This window comes from Pseudomonas sp. PVC-5-1 (assembly GCF_057444345.1).
In genome coordinates this window covers 5,623,332-5,638,536 of sequence record NZ_CM172024.1, presented here as the reverse complement: position 1 = coordinate 5,638,536, position 15,205 = coordinate 5,623,332, and the positions used below count along the sequence as shown (strand labels likewise).

15 protein-coding genes and 1 pseudogene are annotated in these 15,205 nt (G+C 63.0%); 7 read left to right on the top strand and 9 right to left on the bottom strand.

Annotated features, from left to right (window positions below; translation table 11 throughout):
• Positions 1-20: 20 nt before the first annotated feature.
• Positions 21-284, bottom strand: a complete 264-nt coding sequence (gene rpoZ, locus AC2T3R_RS25730; protein WP_003253383.1) for a DNA-directed RNA polymerase subunit omega — start codon at positions 282-284, stop codon at positions 21-23.
• Positions 285-545: 261 nt separating this feature from the next.
• Positions 546-1,418, bottom strand: coding sequence for a LysR family transcriptional regulator (locus AC2T3R_RS25725; RefSeq protein ID WP_013974798.1), 873 nt, complete (start codon positions 1,416-1,418; stop codon positions 546-548).
• Between the two features lie 207 nt (positions 1,419-1,625).
• Here AC2T3R_RS25725 and AC2T3R_RS25720 point away from each other — a divergent pair, with 207 nt between their 5' ends.
• The 3 genes from AC2T3R_RS25720 (at position 1,626) to AC2T3R_RS25710 (ending at position 5,441) form a co-directional block, all read left to right on the top strand.
• Positions 1,626-3,008: a glutamine synthetase family protein gene (locus AC2T3R_RS25720; RefSeq protein WP_015272334.1), complete on the top strand. Its 1,383-nt coding sequence runs from the start codon at positions 1,626-1,628 to the stop codon at positions 3,006-3,008.
• Between the two features lie 4 nt (positions 3,009-3,012).
• Entirely contained in the window at positions 3,013-3,786 is a 774-nt protein-coding gene (locus tag AC2T3R_RS25715) for a gamma-glutamyl-gamma-aminobutyrate hydrolase family protein (protein ID WP_015272333.1), read from the top strand.
• A gap of 113 nt (positions 3,787-3,899) precedes the next feature.
• On the top strand, positions 3,900-5,441 hold the full coding sequence (locus tag AC2T3R_RS25710; RefSeq protein ID WP_013974795.1) for an APC family permease: 1,542 nt from the start codon (positions 3,900-3,902) through the stop codon (positions 5,439-5,441).
• Between the two features lie 124 nt (positions 5,442-5,565).
• Here AC2T3R_RS25710 and gmk read toward each other — a convergent pair whose 3' ends face one another.
• Together gmk and AC2T3R_RS25700 are read right to left on the bottom strand one after the other, a co-directional pair.
• Entirely contained in the window at positions 5,566-6,186 is a 621-nt protein-coding gene (gene gmk, locus AC2T3R_RS25705) for a guanylate kinase (RefSeq protein WP_015272332.1), read from the bottom strand.
• A gap of 13 nt (positions 6,187-6,199) precedes the next feature.
• Positions 6,200-7,063 (bottom strand): YicC/YloC family endoribonuclease, encoded by an 864-nt coding sequence (locus tag AC2T3R_RS25700; protein WP_015272331.1) that lies wholly within the window; start codon positions 7,061-7,063, stop codon positions 6,200-6,202.
• Positions 7,064-7,293: 230 nt separating this feature from the next.
• Here AC2T3R_RS25700 and rph point away from each other — a divergent pair, with 230 nt between their 5' ends.
• Together rph and AC2T3R_RS25690 are read left to right on the top strand one after the other, a co-directional pair.
• Positions 7,294-8,016, top strand: a complete 723-nt coding sequence (gene rph, locus AC2T3R_RS25695) for a ribonuclease PH (RefSeq protein WP_013974792.1) — start codon at positions 7,294-7,296, stop codon at positions 8,014-8,016.
• 23 nt (positions 8,017-8,039) lie between these two features.
• Positions 8,040-8,408: a DUF4870 domain-containing protein gene (locus AC2T3R_RS25690; protein ID WP_003258195.1), complete on the top strand. Its 369-nt coding sequence runs from the start codon at positions 8,040-8,042 to the stop codon at positions 8,406-8,408.
• Positions 8,409-8,523: 115 nt separating this feature from the next.
• Here the strand turns inward: AC2T3R_RS25690 and AC2T3R_RS25685 are convergent, their stop codons facing one another.
• Positions 8,524-9,303 carry an exodeoxyribonuclease III gene (locus AC2T3R_RS25685; protein WP_003253401.1) on the bottom strand — a complete coding sequence of 260 codons (780 nt, stop codon included), beginning with the start codon at positions 9,301-9,303 and terminating at the stop codon, positions 8,524-8,526.
• Between the two features lie 80 nt (positions 9,304-9,383).
• Here AC2T3R_RS25685 and pyrE point away from each other — a divergent pair, with 80 nt between their 5' ends.
• Positions 9,384-10,025, top strand: a complete 642-nt coding sequence (gene pyrE / locus AC2T3R_RS25680; protein WP_100413067.1) for an orotate phosphoribosyltransferase — start codon at positions 9,384-9,386, stop codon at positions 10,023-10,025.
• A 180-nt stretch (positions 10,026-10,205) separates the two neighbouring features.
• Here pyrE and argB read toward each other — a convergent pair whose 3' ends face one another.
• The 4 genes and pseudogenes from argB to coaBC all read right to left on the bottom strand — a co-directional run bounded on the left by argB (position 10,206) and on the right by coaBC (position 14,326).
• On the bottom strand, positions 10,206-11,111 hold the full coding sequence (argB, locus tag AC2T3R_RS25675; protein WP_003258198.1) for an acetylglutamate kinase: 906 nt from the start codon (positions 11,109-11,111) through the stop codon (positions 10,206-10,208).
• A gap of 30 nt (positions 11,112-11,141) precedes the next feature.
• Positions 11,142-12,509 (bottom strand): annotated as a pseudogene (locus tag AC2T3R_RS25670) (phosphomannomutase/phosphoglucomutase); the annotation flags it as partial.
• A 144-nt stretch (positions 12,510-12,653) separates the two neighbouring features.
• Positions 12,654-13,109, bottom strand: coding sequence for a dUTP diphosphatase (gene dut / locus AC2T3R_RS25665; protein ID WP_015272329.1), 456 nt, complete (start codon positions 13,107-13,109; stop codon positions 12,654-12,656).
• Between the two features lie 5 nt (positions 13,110-13,114).
• Positions 13,115-14,326: a bifunctional phosphopantothenoylcysteine decarboxylase/phosphopantothenate--cysteine ligase CoaBC gene (gene coaBC, locus AC2T3R_RS25660; RefSeq protein WP_085721318.1), complete on the bottom strand. Its 1,212-nt coding sequence runs from the start codon at positions 14,324-14,326 to the stop codon at positions 13,115-13,117.
• A gap of 128 nt (positions 14,327-14,454) precedes the next feature.
• Here coaBC and radC point away from each other — a divergent pair, with 128 nt between their 5' ends.
• Complete coding sequence (gene radC / locus AC2T3R_RS25655) at positions 14,455-15,135, top strand: RadC family protein (RefSeq protein ID WP_054572025.1); 681 nt, start codon at positions 14,455-14,457, stop codon at positions 15,133-15,135.
• Positions 15,136-15,205 lie beyond the last annotated feature (70 nt).

Sequence of the window (15,205 nt, the reverse complement as noted above, 5' to 3'; positions counted from 1 at the left end):
CGACGTCGACCTGGCATCAATCAGACAGCCTCGTTGTTCTCGTCCTCGAATGCGGCGAACACCGGATCCTCGGTGACGATCTCTTCAGCGGCGATGAACTCGTTGGTGACGATGCCTTCGGCGATTTCACGCAGGGCAACAACGGTCGGCTTGTCGTTTTCCCACGCAACGCGTGGCTCTTTGCCGCCGGTCGCCAGCTGGCGAGCGCGCTTGGTCGAGAGCATGACCAGCTCAAAGCGGTTATCCACGTGTTCCAGGCAGTCTTCAACAGTTACGCGGGCCATGGTCTTCCTCAGTAGCAATTGCGGTGGGCGTGCAGCCCGATAATGGGCAGGCGGACTCGATAGTTTAAAAAATCACCAGCCAATAGGGAAGCGCTGTTTTGTCGGGTGGTTACCTTCAAGCCCTGTGTTGCCTTCTTCGCGGCTGAAGCCGCTCCCACAGGGACCGCATTGTCCTCAGGTTCATCACCGCACCCTGTGGGAGCGGCTTCAGCCGCGAAAGGGCCGGAACAGACACCCTATCGCTTGAACCTGACGATAACCTCAGAGCATCGCGTCACGCAACCGCGGGGTCAGCTCCTCGAACAGGGTCTGCACCGAGCGCAACGCCCGGCAGTCCGGCCGGGTCAGCAGCCACAGCTGGGTGTCGCAACCCGGCAGCGGCCCGCTCAGCGCATCCACCCCGGGCAGAGCATGCACCATGTAGTCCGGCAGCGCTGCCACGCCGAGCCCGGCCGTGACCAGTTGAGCGATGGTCGACATGCCGCTGCACTGGTAGCGCGGGCTCAACCCCGGGTGCTGCTGGTTGCGCCAGACCACCGTGGGGTGGTCCTGCATCGAGTCGTCGGGGGCGATCCACGGCACGCTGGCAGGTGACTCGGCCAGGCGCTCGCGCCACTGCGGCTGGCCGCAGACCACGTAGGAGGTGGACCCCAGGTTGCGGCCCACCAGGTGCTCCGGCGGCGTGTTGGTCAGGCGCAGGGCAATGTCGGCATCGCGCCGGCTGAGGTTGGCGAAGGTGTTGGAGGTGCCCATCTCCAGCGACAAGGCCGGGTAGTTGGGCATGAACTCGGCCAGCGCCGGCAGCAGCAGGCTGTGCATCACCGCCTCGGTACAGGTCAGGCGCACGGTGCCGCTGACCACCTGCTCGCCACTGGTCATGGCGATGCGCGCCGCCTCCAGCGCCTGCTCGGCGCGCTCGGCCTGCTCGGCCAGGGCCTGGGCGGTGTCGGTCGGCAGGTAGCCTTTGCGGCTCTTGACGAACAAGGCGGTGCCCAGCGCCGACTCCAGCCGGCGGATCGAGCGGAACACCGTCGAAACATCGACCTTGAGCAACTCGGCAGCCTTGGCCAGCGAGCGGCCACGTTCCAGGGCCAGGACCAGGGAGAGGTCGGCATGGGTAATCTGATATTGCATTGGTGCACGCTCTGCTTGCCGAATTGCCAATGTCTGTTGCGTTTTGGCCATTTTATAGTGAAACGGCCCCCGGGAATCAATGCGCCCGGTCGGGTAACCAATCCCCACGATGGGAAAGTGAAAAGAACAACAGCTGCAACCATCGTCGCCCGTGAGGCGCCAGCCGTATCCCCCACATCGCCGCAGCAAATCAAAGGATGTACAGCCATGACGTCGGTAACCCCGTGCGCCAGTTCTTCCAGCGAGATGAATGACTTCCTCCAGGCCCATCCGGACACGCAGTACGTCGACCTGCTGATCTCCGACATGAACGGCGTGGTACGTGGCAAGCGCATCGAGCGGGCCAGCCTGCACAAGGTGTACGAGAAGGGCATCAACCTGCCAGCATCGCTGTTCGCCCTGGACATCAACGGGTCCACCGTCGAGAGCACCGGCCTTGGCCTGGACATCGGCGATGCCGACCGCATCTGCTTCCCGATCCCCGGCACGCTGTCGGACGAGCCGTGGCAGAAGCGCCCCACCGCCCAGCTGCTGATGACCATGCACGAACTGGATGGCCAGCCGTTCTTCGCCGACCCGCGCGAAGTACTGCGCCAGGTGGTGAGCAAGTTCGATGACCTGGGCCTGGATATCTGCGCCGCGTTCGAGCTGGAGTTCTACCTGATCGACCAGGACAACCTCAACGGTCGCCCGCAGCCGCCGCGCTCGCCGATTTCCGGCAAACGCCCGCAGTCGACCCAGGTGTACCTGATCGACGACCTCGATGAATATGCCGACTGCCTGCAGGACATGCTCGAAGCGGCCAAGGAGCAAGGCCTGCCCGCCGACGCCATCGTCAAGGAAAGCGCCCCGGCACAGTTCGAGGTCAACCTGCACCATGTGGCCGACCCACTGAAGGCCTGCGACTACGCGATCCTGCTCAAGCGCCTGATCAAGAACGTTGCCTACGACCATGAGATGGATACCACCTTCATGGCCAAGCCCTACCCGGGCCAGGCAGGCAATGGCCTGCACGTGCACATTTCGTTGCTGGACAAGAAAACCGGCAAGAACATCTTCGCCAGTGACGACCCGCTGCAAAGCGACGCGCTGCGCCATGCCATCGGTGGTGTGCTGGAGACCATGCCGGCGTCGATGGCCTTCCTCTGCCCGAACATCAACTCCTACCGCCGCTTCGGCGCGCAGTTCTACGTGCCCAATGCGCCAAGCTGGGGCCTGGACAACCGCACCGTGGCCGTGCGCGTGCCCACCGACAGCAGCGATAACGTGCGCCTCGAGCACCGCGTGGCCGGTGCCGACGCCAACCCCTACCTGATGCTCGCGGCGATCCTCGCCGGTGTTCACCACGGCCTGACCAACCAGGTCGAGCCGCAGGCGCCGATCGAAGGCAATTCCTACGAACAGTTGGAGCAGAGCCTGCCAAACAACCTGCGCGATGCCCTGCGCGCACTGGACGACAGCGAAGTCCTCAACCAATACATCAGCCCGGATTACATCGATATCTTCGTGGCCTGCAAGGAAAGCGAACTGGCCGAGTTCGAAGTGTCGATTTCCGATCTCGAGTACAACTGGTACCTGCACACGGTGTAAACCCATGAGCGCAAATGCGGTCCCCTTGATCGGTGTCAGCGCCTGCCGCCAGCAGGTGGGGAAGAACTCGTCGCATACGGTAGGCGACAAGTATGTCGAGGCGGCCGGCTTTGCCGGCTTGCCATTGATCTTGCCGGCCCGTGACGGGGGCAGCGACACGCAGGCGCTGCTGGCCCGTCTGCATGGCATTGTTTTTACCGGCTCACCTTCAAATATCGAACCGCATCATTACAATGGCGCCCCCAGCGCGGCAGGTACCCGGCACGATCTGGCACGCGATCGCCTGACCCTGCCGCTGTTGCAGGCGGCCATTGCCGCCGGTGTGCCGGTGTTCTGTATTTGCCGTGGCTACCAGGAATTGAACGTGGCCCTGGGCGGCAGCCTGCACCAGCGCGTGCAGGAACTGCCCGGCTACCTGGACCACCGTGAACCAGAGGACGCACCTCTGGAGGTGCAATACGGCCCTCGTCACCTTGTCGGTATCGAGCCTGGCGGGTTGTTCGAGCGCCTGGGCCTGGCGGCGCAGTTCGAGGTCAACTCGCTGCACAGCCAGGGCATCGACCGCCTGGCCCCGGGCCTGCGCGTCGAGGCACGGGCCCCGGATGGCCTGATCGAAGCGGTGTCCATGCCTGCCGCGCCGGGCTTTGTGCTCGGCGTGCAATGGCACCCGGAGTGGCGATTTACCGAAAACCCGGTCTCGTTGCGCCTGTTCCAGGCGTTTCGCGAGGCCTGTTTTGCCTATGCAACACGGGAGGGCGCACGGCAGGAGGCACTCTGACGTCACCCGAAGGTCTCGGATGACTTGTTCCCGGCAGCAAGCTTTCAATGAGTGAAAGCGGGCCTTGTACGCAAGGCCTGTGAAAACAATTCCAAAATTTACGGCAAATACTCATGAGCAATTACACAGAAGCCGGCCGCCCACCCGATGTGGCGGCCGACGCGGGCAACACCCAGCGCAGCAAGGGGCTGGCCACCGGCCGGCTGGGCTTGCTGGCCAGCGTGGTGCTGGGCATTTCCACCATCGCCCCGGTCTACACCCTGACCGGCGCCCTTGGCCCGACCGTGCGTGAAGTGGGCGCGCACCTGCCAGCGGTATTCATCGTCGGCTTCCTGCCGATGCTGTTGGTAGCCTTGGGCTATCGCGAACTGAACTCGGCGGAGCCGGACAGCGGTACTTCGTTTACCTGGTCGGCGCGTGCCTTCGGTCCGATGATCGGCTGGATCGGTGGCTGGGGTCTGGTGGTCGCCACCACCATCGTGTTGTCGAACCTGGCAGGGGTGGCGGTCGACTTCTTCTACCTGTTCCTTGGTCAGATCACCGGCAAGCATGAACTGGCGGCATTGGCCGACAACCTGCTCATCAACATAACCACCTGTTGCGTGTTCATCGCCCTGGCGGTGTGGATCTGCTGCCGCGGCATGACCACCACCATGACGGTGCAATACGGCCTGGTGGCCCTGCAGTTGCTGGTGCTGATCGGCTTTGCCTTTGCCGCTTTCGGCGAAACCACGGCGCCGCCACCGCTGGAATTCGATTTCGCCTGGTTCAACCCGTTCGGCGTCGAATCGTTCTCGGCCTTTGCCGCCGGGCTGTCGCTGTCGATCTTCATCTTCTGGGGCTGGGACGTGTGCCTGACTGTCAGCGAGGAATCGGTCGGCAGTGACGAGGTGCCGGGCAAGGCGGCCACCTGGACCGTGCTGCTGATCCTCGGCCTGTACCTGTTCACCGCGATTGCCACCCTGCAGTTTGCCGGTATCAGCGAACAAGGCCTGGGCCTTAACAACCCGCGCATCCAGGAAAACGTCTTCGCTCACCTGGCCGGCCCGGTCATGGGGCCGCTGGCGATCCTGATGTCCATCGCGGTGCTGGCCAGCACCGCGGCGTCGCTGCAGTCGACCTTCGTGTCGCCGGCGCGCACACTGTTGGCCATGGGTTACTACGGTGCGGTGCCGCAGAAGTTCGCCAGCGTCTGCCCTCGTTCGCAGACCCCGCGTTACGCCACCATCTGCGCCGGCGTGGCCGCGGGTCTGTTCTACGTGACCATGCGCACCCTGAGCGAGAACGTGTTGGCAGATACCATCACTGCACTGGGCATGATGATCTGCTTCTACTATTCGCTGACGGCCTTTGCCTGTGTCTGGTACTTCCGCCACAGCCTGTTCGACAGCCTGCGCCACTTCCTCATGCGCGGCTTGTGCCCGCTGGTGGGTGGGGTGATCTTGTCGGTTATCTTCGTGCGTACAGCCATCGACAGCGCCTCGCCGGACTTCGGCAGCGGCTCGCATGTGGGCGGGCTGGGGCTGGTGTTCGTGATCGCCGCGATCATCTCGGTGCTGGGGATCGTGCTGATGATGCTGTCGCGGCTGCGCGCGCCGGCGTACTTCCTGGGGGCTACCCTGCGTCAGCAGGCTACCTTGCCATTGCAGGAATAAGGCTGGGGGCGCTTCGCGCCCCATTCGCAGCACAAGGCTGCTCCTACATCGATGGCGTACATTGCGCCATTGTAGGAGCAGCCTTGTGCTGCGAATGGGCTGCAAAGCAGCCCCATGCGGTCTTTCAGGAGAGCAGTTCTTTCAGAAGCCCGCTGTTGCGCTGTTGCTGCTTGTTCAGCAGCAGGCGGTTCGAGCGGAACACTGCCTTCAAGTCTTCCAGCGCCTCGTCGAAGTCATCGTTGATGATCACGTAGTCATACTCGTCGTAGTGCACCATCTCGCTGACCGCTTCCTTCATGCGCCCGGCGATGATTTCTTCGCTGTCCTGCCCGCGGCCGTCCAGGCGCTCGCGCAGTGCCTGCTGGCTTGGTGGCAGGATGAACACCGACAAAGCCTGCGGCATCAGCTTGCGTACCTGCTGGGCGCCTTGCCAGTCGATTTCCAGGATCAGGTCGTAACCCTGGTTCAGGGTCTGCTGCATGGCGCTGCGCGAGGTGCCGTAGAAGTTGCCGAACACCTCGGCATGCTCCAGGAAGTCGCCTTGGTCGATCAGAGCCTTGAATTCCTCGTGGACGACGAAGTGGTAGTTCACCCCGTGCTGCTCACCCGGGCGCATGGCGCGGGTAGTGTGCGAGACCGAGACGCGGATTTGCGAGTCGTCCTGGGTCAGGGCAGTGACCAGGCTGGTCTTGCCGGCGCCCGAAGGGGCCGAAACGATGTAGAGAGTGCCGCTGCTTTGCTTCATGGTCGGGGTGGCCTTACTCGATGTTCTGTACTTGTTCACGCATCTGTTCGATCAATACCTTCAGGTTGACCGCCGCTTGCGTGCTGCGTGGGTCGAAGGCCTTGGAGCCGAGGGTGTTGGCCTCGCGGTTGAGTTCCTGCATCAGGAAGTCGAGGCGCCGCCCGGCAGCACCGCCACCCTTGAGCACGCGGCGCACTTCGGTGACGTGGGTGCTGAGGCGGTCGAGCTCCTCGGCCACGTCGCTCTTCTGGGCCAGTAGCACCATCTCCTGCTCCAGACGTTGCGGGTCGAGTTCGGCCTGCATATCGCCGAAGCGGTCGAGGATCTTCTGCCGCTGTGCTGCCAGCATCTGCGGCACCAGGGCGCGCAGGGTGGTGACTTCGCTGGCCATGTTGTCCAGGCGTTCGTTGATCAGCCGGGCCAGTTCCAGGCCTTCACGCTGACGCCCGGCCTTGAGCTCGGCCAGCGCCTCATCGAACAACGCCATGGCTTCGGTATTCAGTGCCTGCGGATCGTTGGCGTCGGCCACCAACACGCCTGGCCAGGACAGCACCTCCAGCGGGTTCAGTGGTGCCGGCTGCTTGATCAGGCCGGCCACTTCCTCGGCGGCGGCAACCAGCTGCGCGGCGCGCTCGCGGTCCACCTTCAGCGGTTTGCCGTTGCTGTCTTCGTTGAGGCGCAAGGTGCATTCTACCTTGCCCCGCGACAGGCCTTGGCGCAGCCCTTCACGCACGGCGCCTTCGAGGTCGCGCAGGGCCTCGGGCAGGCGCAGGTGAGGCTCCAGGTAACGGTGGTTGACCGAGCGCAGCTCCCAGACCAGGGTGCCTTGGCTGCCGGCGCGCTCGACACGAGCAAAAGCGGTCATGCTGTGCACCATGGGGAGTACCTCGCGTATAAATAAATGAACGGTGGGAGCCTCTCGGCTGCAAGGCGCAGGATTGTAGCGCAGTGGGGCCTTGGCGCCCAATCCACCCATGTTACCGACGGGTGGCCTGGCCGGTAGGAAAAGGCGACGGGCTGTGCCGGGCGCGACAATAGGCATGTCTTCCCCGGGCCATGGGCTCTATAATGCTCGGCAGATTCAAAGTCCCAGTACAGGTATCCCAGATGAAACGTCCAAGTGGTCGCGCCGCCGATCAGCTCCGCTCGATCCGCATTACCCGCAACTACACCAAGCACGCCGAAGGGTCGGTACTGGTCGAGTTCGGTGACACCAAGGTCATCTGCACGGTCAGCGTGGAAAACGGTGTGCCGCGCTTCCTCAAAGGCCAGGGCCAAGGCTGGCTGACTGCCGAGTACGGCATGCTGCCGCGTTCCACCGGCGAGCGTAACCAGCGTGAAGCCAGCCGTGGCAAGCAGGGTGGCCGCACCCTGGAAATCCAGCGTCTGATCGGCCGTTCGCTGCGCGCCGCGCTGGACATGAGCAAGCTCGGTGATATCACCCTGTACGTCGACTGCGACGTGATCCAGGCCGATGGTGGCACCCGTACCGCGTCCATCACCGGTGCCATGGTCGCTCTGTGCGATGCCCTGGCGGTGATCAAGAAGCGCGGTGGCCTGAAAGCCGGCAACCCGCTCAAGCACATGATCGCCGCAGTGTCGGTGGGCATGTATCAGGGCGAAGCGGTGCTCGACCTGGACTACCTGGAAGACTCCGCCGCCGAAACCGACCTGAACGTGGTCATGACCAGCGCCGGTGGTTTCATCGAAGTGCAGGGTACTGCCGAAGGCGCACCGTTCCAGCCTGAAGACTTCAACGCCATGCTCGCCCTGGCGCAGAAGGGCATGAGCGAGATCTTCGAACTGCAGCAGGCGGCACTGGCCGACTGAACCCAGCCAGGGAGGTGCGGGGCATGAGCGAATCGAACCTGTCGATCACCCCGCCCAATGCCGAAATCCGGCAGTGGGCGATGTTCTGCCACCTCTCCGCGCTGCTGGGCCTGGTGGTGCCGCTCGGGCACTTGCTGGGCCCGCTGGTGCTTTGGCACCTCAAGCGCGAGCAAGACCCTTTCATCGACGCCCAGGGCAAAGAGGCGCTGAATTTTCAGATCAGCGTGACCATTGCCGGGTTCATCTGCTTCCTGCTGATGTTCGTGTTCATCGGGCTGGTGCTGTTCGCCATGCTGATGGTCGCGGTGATGATCCTGATCATCATTGCGGCTGTGCGGGCGAATGAGGGCAAGCCGTATCGCTACCCGATGATCTGGCGGCCGATCAAATAAAGCTGGGGCTGCTTTGCAGCCCTATCGCGACACAAGGCCGCTCCTACAAGGGATGTGCATTCCCCTGTAGGAGCGGCCTTGTGTCGCGATAGGGCCGCAAAGCGGCCCCATGCCTTCAGATGGTCAACGTCCAGTCATAGTCGACGATCAGCGGCGCATGCTGGGAGAAGCGCGGCTGACGCGGCAGGCGGGCATTGCGCACGAAGCGGCGCAGGCCCGGGGTGAGGATCTGGTAGTCGAACCGGTAGCCCAGGTTGAGCATCTCGGCCTGCTCGTTGTCCGGCCACCAGCTGTACTGGTCGCCTTCACGGCTGACTTCGCGCAGGGCGTCGACGTAACCCATCTCGCCGGTGATCGCATCCATCCAGGCACGCTCCGGCGCCAGGAAACCCGGCGACTGCTGGCTGTCACGCCAGTTCTTGATATCGAGCTTCTGCTGCGCCACGTAGAACGAGCCGCAGTAGATGTATTCGCGACGCTTGCGACGCTGTTTGTCCAGGTACTTGGCGAAGTCGTCCATCAACTTGAACTTCTGGTTCAAGTCTTCGTCGCCGTTCATACCCGAAGGCAGCAGCAGGCTGGCAATACTGACTTTGTCGAAATCTGCTTGCAGGTAACGCCCGTAGCGGTCGGCTGTCTCGAAGCCCAGGCCGGTGATGACTGCCTTGGGCTGCATGCGCGAATACAGGGCCACACCACCTTGGGCAGGCACCTCCGCGTCGCAGGCATAAAGGAAATAGCCATCGAGCTGGAAAGCTGGGTCATCGAGTTCAAAGGCCGAGGCGCGGGTATCCTGAAGGCAGATGACGTCGGCATTCTGGGCTTGCAGCCAGCTGAGCAAACCACGCTCGGCCGCAGCCTGAATGCCATTTACGTTCACACTGATGATCCGCATAAATGGCCCCAAAAATCTCGTGCGTGTATGATACCCGAGCTCAACCCATTTAGCTAAATCCGTGGTGTCCGGGACTATCCATGCAGCCGTATCAGCGCGACTTCATCCGTTTTGCCATCGATCGCGGGGTACTGCGTTTCGGTGAATTCACCCTGAAATCGGGGCGTACCAGCCCGTATTTCTTCAATGCCGGCCTGTTCAACACCGGTTCCGCCCTGGCCGAACTGGGCCGTTGCTATGCCGCAGCCATCGTCGACAGCAAGATCCCGTTCGATGTGCTGTTCGGCCCGGCCTACAAGGGTATCCCGCTTGCAGCGACAACTGCCGTGGCCCTTGCCGATCAGCATCAGCTCGATGTGCCATGGTGCTTCAACCGCAAGGAAGCCAAGGACCACGGTGAGGGTGGCAGCCTGGTCGGTGCACCGCTGGCCGGTGACGTGCTGATCATCGACGACGTGATCACCGCCGGTACCGCCATTCGTGAGGTCATGCAAATCATCAATGCCCAGCAGGCCAAGGCCGCTGGCGTGCTGATCGCGCTGAACCGCGAAGAGCGCGGCAATGGCGAGCTGTCGGCGATCCAGGAAGTGGAACGCGACTTCGGTATTCCGGTGGTCAGCATCGTTTCGCTGACCCAGGTGCTGGAGTTCCTGGCCGATGACCCACAGCTGAAGCAGTATCTGCCAGCTGTCGAGGCTTACCGGGCGCAGTACGGTATCTGATCCGGGCCCGGAAATGAAAAAGGCGACCTTCTTGTGAAGGTCGCCTTTTTTTGTGTCGCCTGTTCTGGCCTCTTCGCGGGCATGCCCGCTCCCACAGGTACAGCACCGCCTTTGAGGGCTGTGGAGATTCTGTGGGAGCTGGCTTGCCGGCGATAGGGCCAGTGCAGGCTAACCAACCAATCAGCGCTGCTTGCGGTTGGTAATCAGGGTACCCACGCCGCTGTCGGTGAAGATCTCCAGCAGCACCGCATTCGGCACGCGGCCATCGATGATGTGCGAGCTGTTGACACCGCCCTGCACCGCATCCAGCGCGCACTTGATCTTCGGCAGCATGCCGCCGTAGATGGTGCCGTCGGCGATCAGTTCGTTGACCTGCTCGGTGGTCAGGCCGGTCAGTACTTCGCCCTGCTTGTCCATCAGGCCGGCGATGTTGGTCAGCAGCATCAGCTTCTCGGCCTTCAGTGCTTCGGCTACCTTGCCTGCCACCAGGTCGGCGTTGATGTTGTACGACTCACCATTGGCACCCACGCCGATCGGCGCGATCACCGGGATGAAGTCGCCCTTCACCAGCATGTTCAGCAGGTCGGTGTTCACGCTTACCACTTCGCCCACGTGGCCGATGTCGATGATTTCCGGGGTGGTCATCTCGGGCGTCTGGCGGCTGACGGTCAGCTTGCGGGCGCGGATCAGCTCCGCGTCCTTGCCGGTCAGGCCGATGGCGCTGCCGCCGTGGCGGTTGATCAGGTTGACGATGTCCTTGTTGACCTGGCCACCCAGCACCATCTCCACCACGTCCATGGTCGCCGAGTCGGTGACGCGCATGCCGTCGATGAAGTGGCTTTCGATCGACAGGCGCTTGAGCAGGTCGCCGATCTGCGGGCCACCACCGTGGACCACCACCGGGTTGATGCCCACAGCCTTCATCAGCACGATGTCACGGGCGAAGCCGGTCTTGAGCTCCTCGCTCTCCATCGCGTTGCCGCCGTACTTGATCACCAGGGTCTTGCCGACAAAGCGGCGGATGTAAGGCAGTGCTTCGGACAAAACCTCGGCTACATGGGAAGCGGCATCGCGATCGAGGGTCATGCAGGGCTCCTGTAAGGAACAGATAGTCGGTCAGAACGGCAGTTGCAGCTCAGGCTCAACCCGCAGCAACTGGGTACGGAAAACATCCTTGATACGTTGCAATTCGGCGTCGCTGTCAGCCTCGAAGCGCAGCACCAGCACCGGGGTGGTGTTGGAGGCGCGAACCAGGCCCCAGCCGTGGGCGTAGTCCACCCGCACACCGTCGATGGTGGTCAGGTTGGCTTCGCCCCAGTCGGCGTCGCGTTGCAGTGCATCAATGATGCTGAATTTACCCTCGTCGGTCACATCAATATTGATTTCCGGCGTGGAAATATCGTTCGGGAACGCGGCGAACAGGTTTTCGGCACTCTTCCCGGCCTTGCTGAGGATCTCCAGCAGGCGCGCGGCGCTGTAGATGCCGTCGTCGAAACCGTACCAGCGTTCCTTGATGAAGATGTGACCGCTCATCTCGCCGGCCAGCAGCGAGCCGGTCTGCTTCATTTTCTTCTTGATCAGCGAGTGGCCGGTCTTCCACATCAGTGCGCGGCCGCCGTGCTGCTCGATCAGCGGGGTCAGGCGACGGGTGCACTTCACGTCGAAAATGATCTCGGCACCCGGGTTGCGCGACAGTACGTCCTGGGCAAACAGCATCAGCAGGCGATCGGGGTAGACGATGCTGCCGGTGTTGGTCACCACGCCGACGCGGTCGCCGTCACCGTCGAAGGCCAGGCCGATGTCGGCACCGGTTTCCTTGACCTTGGCGATCAGGTCTTCGAGGTTCTCCGGCTTGCCCGGGTCCGGGTGGTGGTTGGGGAAGTTGCCGTCGACTTCGCAGAACAGCGGGATCACTTCGCAGCCCAGGGCTTCGATCAGTTGCGGCGCGACCACGCCGGCGGCACCGTTGCCGCAGTCCACGACCACCTTGAGCTTCTTGGCCAGCTTCACGTCCTCGACGATCTGCTGGAAGTAGCGGTCAAGGATCTCGACCTTTTCCACGCGGCCTTCGGCGAGGGTCAGGTCGTTGGTTTTCAATCGGGTCAGCAGGGCCTGGATCTGTTCGTTGGCCAGGGTATCGCCAGCGATGACGATCTTGAAGCCGTTGTAGTCAGACGGGTTGTGGCTACCGGTCAGCATCACGCCGGACTTGCCGGCCAGCACGTTGGCTGCGTAATACAGGGCGGGGGTGGGCACCAGACCGACGTCGCTGACCTGGCAGCCGGCATCGACCAGGCCCTTGATCAGCTGTTCGACCAGCATCGGGCCGGACAGGCGGCCATCGCGGCCGACCGAAACCTGCGGTTCGCCCTGGGCCAGGCTCTGCGCGCCGATGGCGCGGCCGATCCAGTAGGCGGTTTCGGCGTGAAGGGTTTTGCCGACCACGCCGCGAATGTCATACGCGCGGAAAATGCTGTCTGGCAGTGCGGCGGGGACCAGGTGGGCCATGTCGTTCATCTCTGGAAGCTCCATTAGTCAAAGGCTTTCTGGGCAGGCGCAAACTGAACGCTTGGACGGTGGTTTCGCCAGAGAGTTCGCCATCCTTGGCCTGAACGGTCATTTCTCGGCTCAGTGGCTGCCGGAATGGCCGAAGCCGCCAGCGCCGCGCTGGCTTTCATCGAACGCTTCGACGATGTCGAAATGGGCCTGTACCACCGGTACCAGCACCAGCTGGGCAATGCGCTCGCCAACGGCGATGGTGAACGGTGTGTTGCCGCGGTTCCAGCACGACACCATCAACTCGCCCTGGTAGTCCGAGTCGATCAGCCCGACCAGGTTGCCCAGCACGATGCCGTGCTTATGGCCCAGGCCCGAGCGCGGCAAGATCACCGCCGCCAGGCCAGGGTCGCCGATGTAGATCGACAGGCCGGTGGGGATCAGCAGGGTCTGGCCTGGCTCGAGGACGGTGTCTTCCTTGAGCAGGGCGCGCAGGTCCAGGCCGGCGGAGCCGGGGGTGGCGTACTGCGGCAGGGGGAATTCGGTGCCCAGGCGTGGGTCGAGGATCTTGGCTTGAAGAGCGTGCATGTAACTTATTGAACCTGATTGAGTCGTTCGGCGATGAAGGCGACCAGTTGCCGGGCAATCTTGCCCTTGCTGGTCTGCGCGAAGAGGGTCTGGTGCTGCTGGCGGTCGATCACGGTCAAGGCGTTTTCCTCGCTGTTGAAGCCGATGCTGGGGTTGGCCACATCATTGGCGACGATCAGGTCGAGGTTCTTGTCCTTTAGCTTGCGCGTGGCGTAATCGAGCAAGTGCTCGGTCTCGGCGGCGAAACCGACGCTGAACGGGCGGTCGGCGCGGCCAGCGATGGTGGCAAGGATATCGGGATTGCGCACCATCTGCAGCAGCATGCCGTCGCCGGTCGTAGGATCTTTCTTCAGTTTTTGCGTGGCAACGACTTCCGGGCGGTAGTCCGCTACCGCCGCAGAGGCAATGAACAGGTCGTATGGCATGGCCGCTTCACAGGCCGCGAGCATGTCCCGCGCGCTGACCACGTCGATACGGCTGACCCGGTCGGGGGTCGGCAGGTGCACCGGGCCGGTGACGAGGGTGACCCGAGCCCCGGCTTCGGCGGCGGCTTCAGCCAAGGCGAAGCCCATCTTGCCGGAGCTATGATTGGTGATGTAGCGCACCGGGTCGATGTTTTCCTGGGTCGGGCCGGCAGTGATCAGCACGTGCTTGCCGGTCAGGGCCTGGCGCTTGAAGCTTTCCGCGGCACACCAGGCCAGGTCGGTGGCTTCGAGCATGCGGCCCAGGCCGACGTCGCCACAGGCCTGGCTGCCGGACGCTGGGCCGAACACCTGGATGCCCCGGCTCTTGAGCAGTTCGAGGTTGGCCTGGGTGGCCGGGTCGCGCCACATGGCCTGGTTCATGGCCGGGGCCACGGCGACAGTGGCATCGGTAGCCAGTACCAAGGTGGTCAGCAGGTCGTCGGCCATGCCTTGGGCCATGCGCGCCATGAGGTCGGCGGTGGCCGGGGCGATCAGCACCAGGTCAGCCCACTTGGCCAGTTCGATGTGGCCCATGGCCGCTTCGGCGGCAGGGTCGAGCAGGTCCATGTGCACCGGGTGGCCTGACAGCGCTTGCAGGGTTAGCGGGGTGATGAACTCTGCACCACCACGGGTCATGACGACGCGCACCTGCGCGCCGTGCTCCAGGAGTCGGCGAATCAGTTCGGCGCTTTTGTAGGCGGCAATGCCGCCACCCACGCCGAGAACGATGCGCTTGCGATACAGCCGCTGCATAGGCTTGCCTTTTTCCAGTGAGAGCGGGCGACGACGTTTGAAAATGCCTGCGGCGGAACGTCGCATGTACGAGGCGAAATAGATTAACACAGGGCCGAAATGGGCCGCAGCAAGGGCAGAGGAGCGGGATGAATATCAGGGAGTGGCCGGCTGAAGAGCGGCCGAGGGAGAAGTTGCTGCAGCGCGGGGCGGCAGCGCTGTCGGATGCCGAACTGCTCGCCGTGCTGTTAGGGTCGGGGGTTGCCGGGCGGAATGTGCTGGACCTTGCGCGGGGGCTGCTGGGGCGTTTTGGTGGGCTCAGGCAGTTTCTCGAGGCCGATCGCGCAGCAGTGCTTCGCGAGCCGGGCATTGGCGCTGTGAAATACGCACAGTTGCAGGTGCTTTTGGAAATTGGCCGGCGTTATCTGGATGAGGACATCGAGCGCGCAGCGGCTCTCGAAAGCCCAGCGGCGGTGCGGCGTTATCTCAAGGCCATGCTGCGCCATGAGATCAGTGAAGTATTCGGTTGCCTGTTTCTGGATACCAAGCACCGGCCGTTGGCGTTCGAGATCCTGTTCAGGGGCACGATAGACCGGGCGAGTGTTTACCCGCGGGAGGTAGTGCGGCGGGCACTGCTGCACAACGCGGCGGCGTTGATCCTGTGCCACAACCATCCTTCAGGCAACAACGAGCCGAGCCAGGATGATGTGCATTTGACCCTGTCGTTGAAGCGGGGGCTGGCGTTGATCGATGTGCGGGTGCTGGATCACATCATCATCGGTGACGGGGAGCCGCTGTCGATGGTCGAGCATGGGTGGATTGTGGCTTAGGCACTTGTGCTGTCTGTCCCGGCCTTTTCGCGGGTAAACCCGCTCCTACAGGAATAGTGCCATGTTGAAA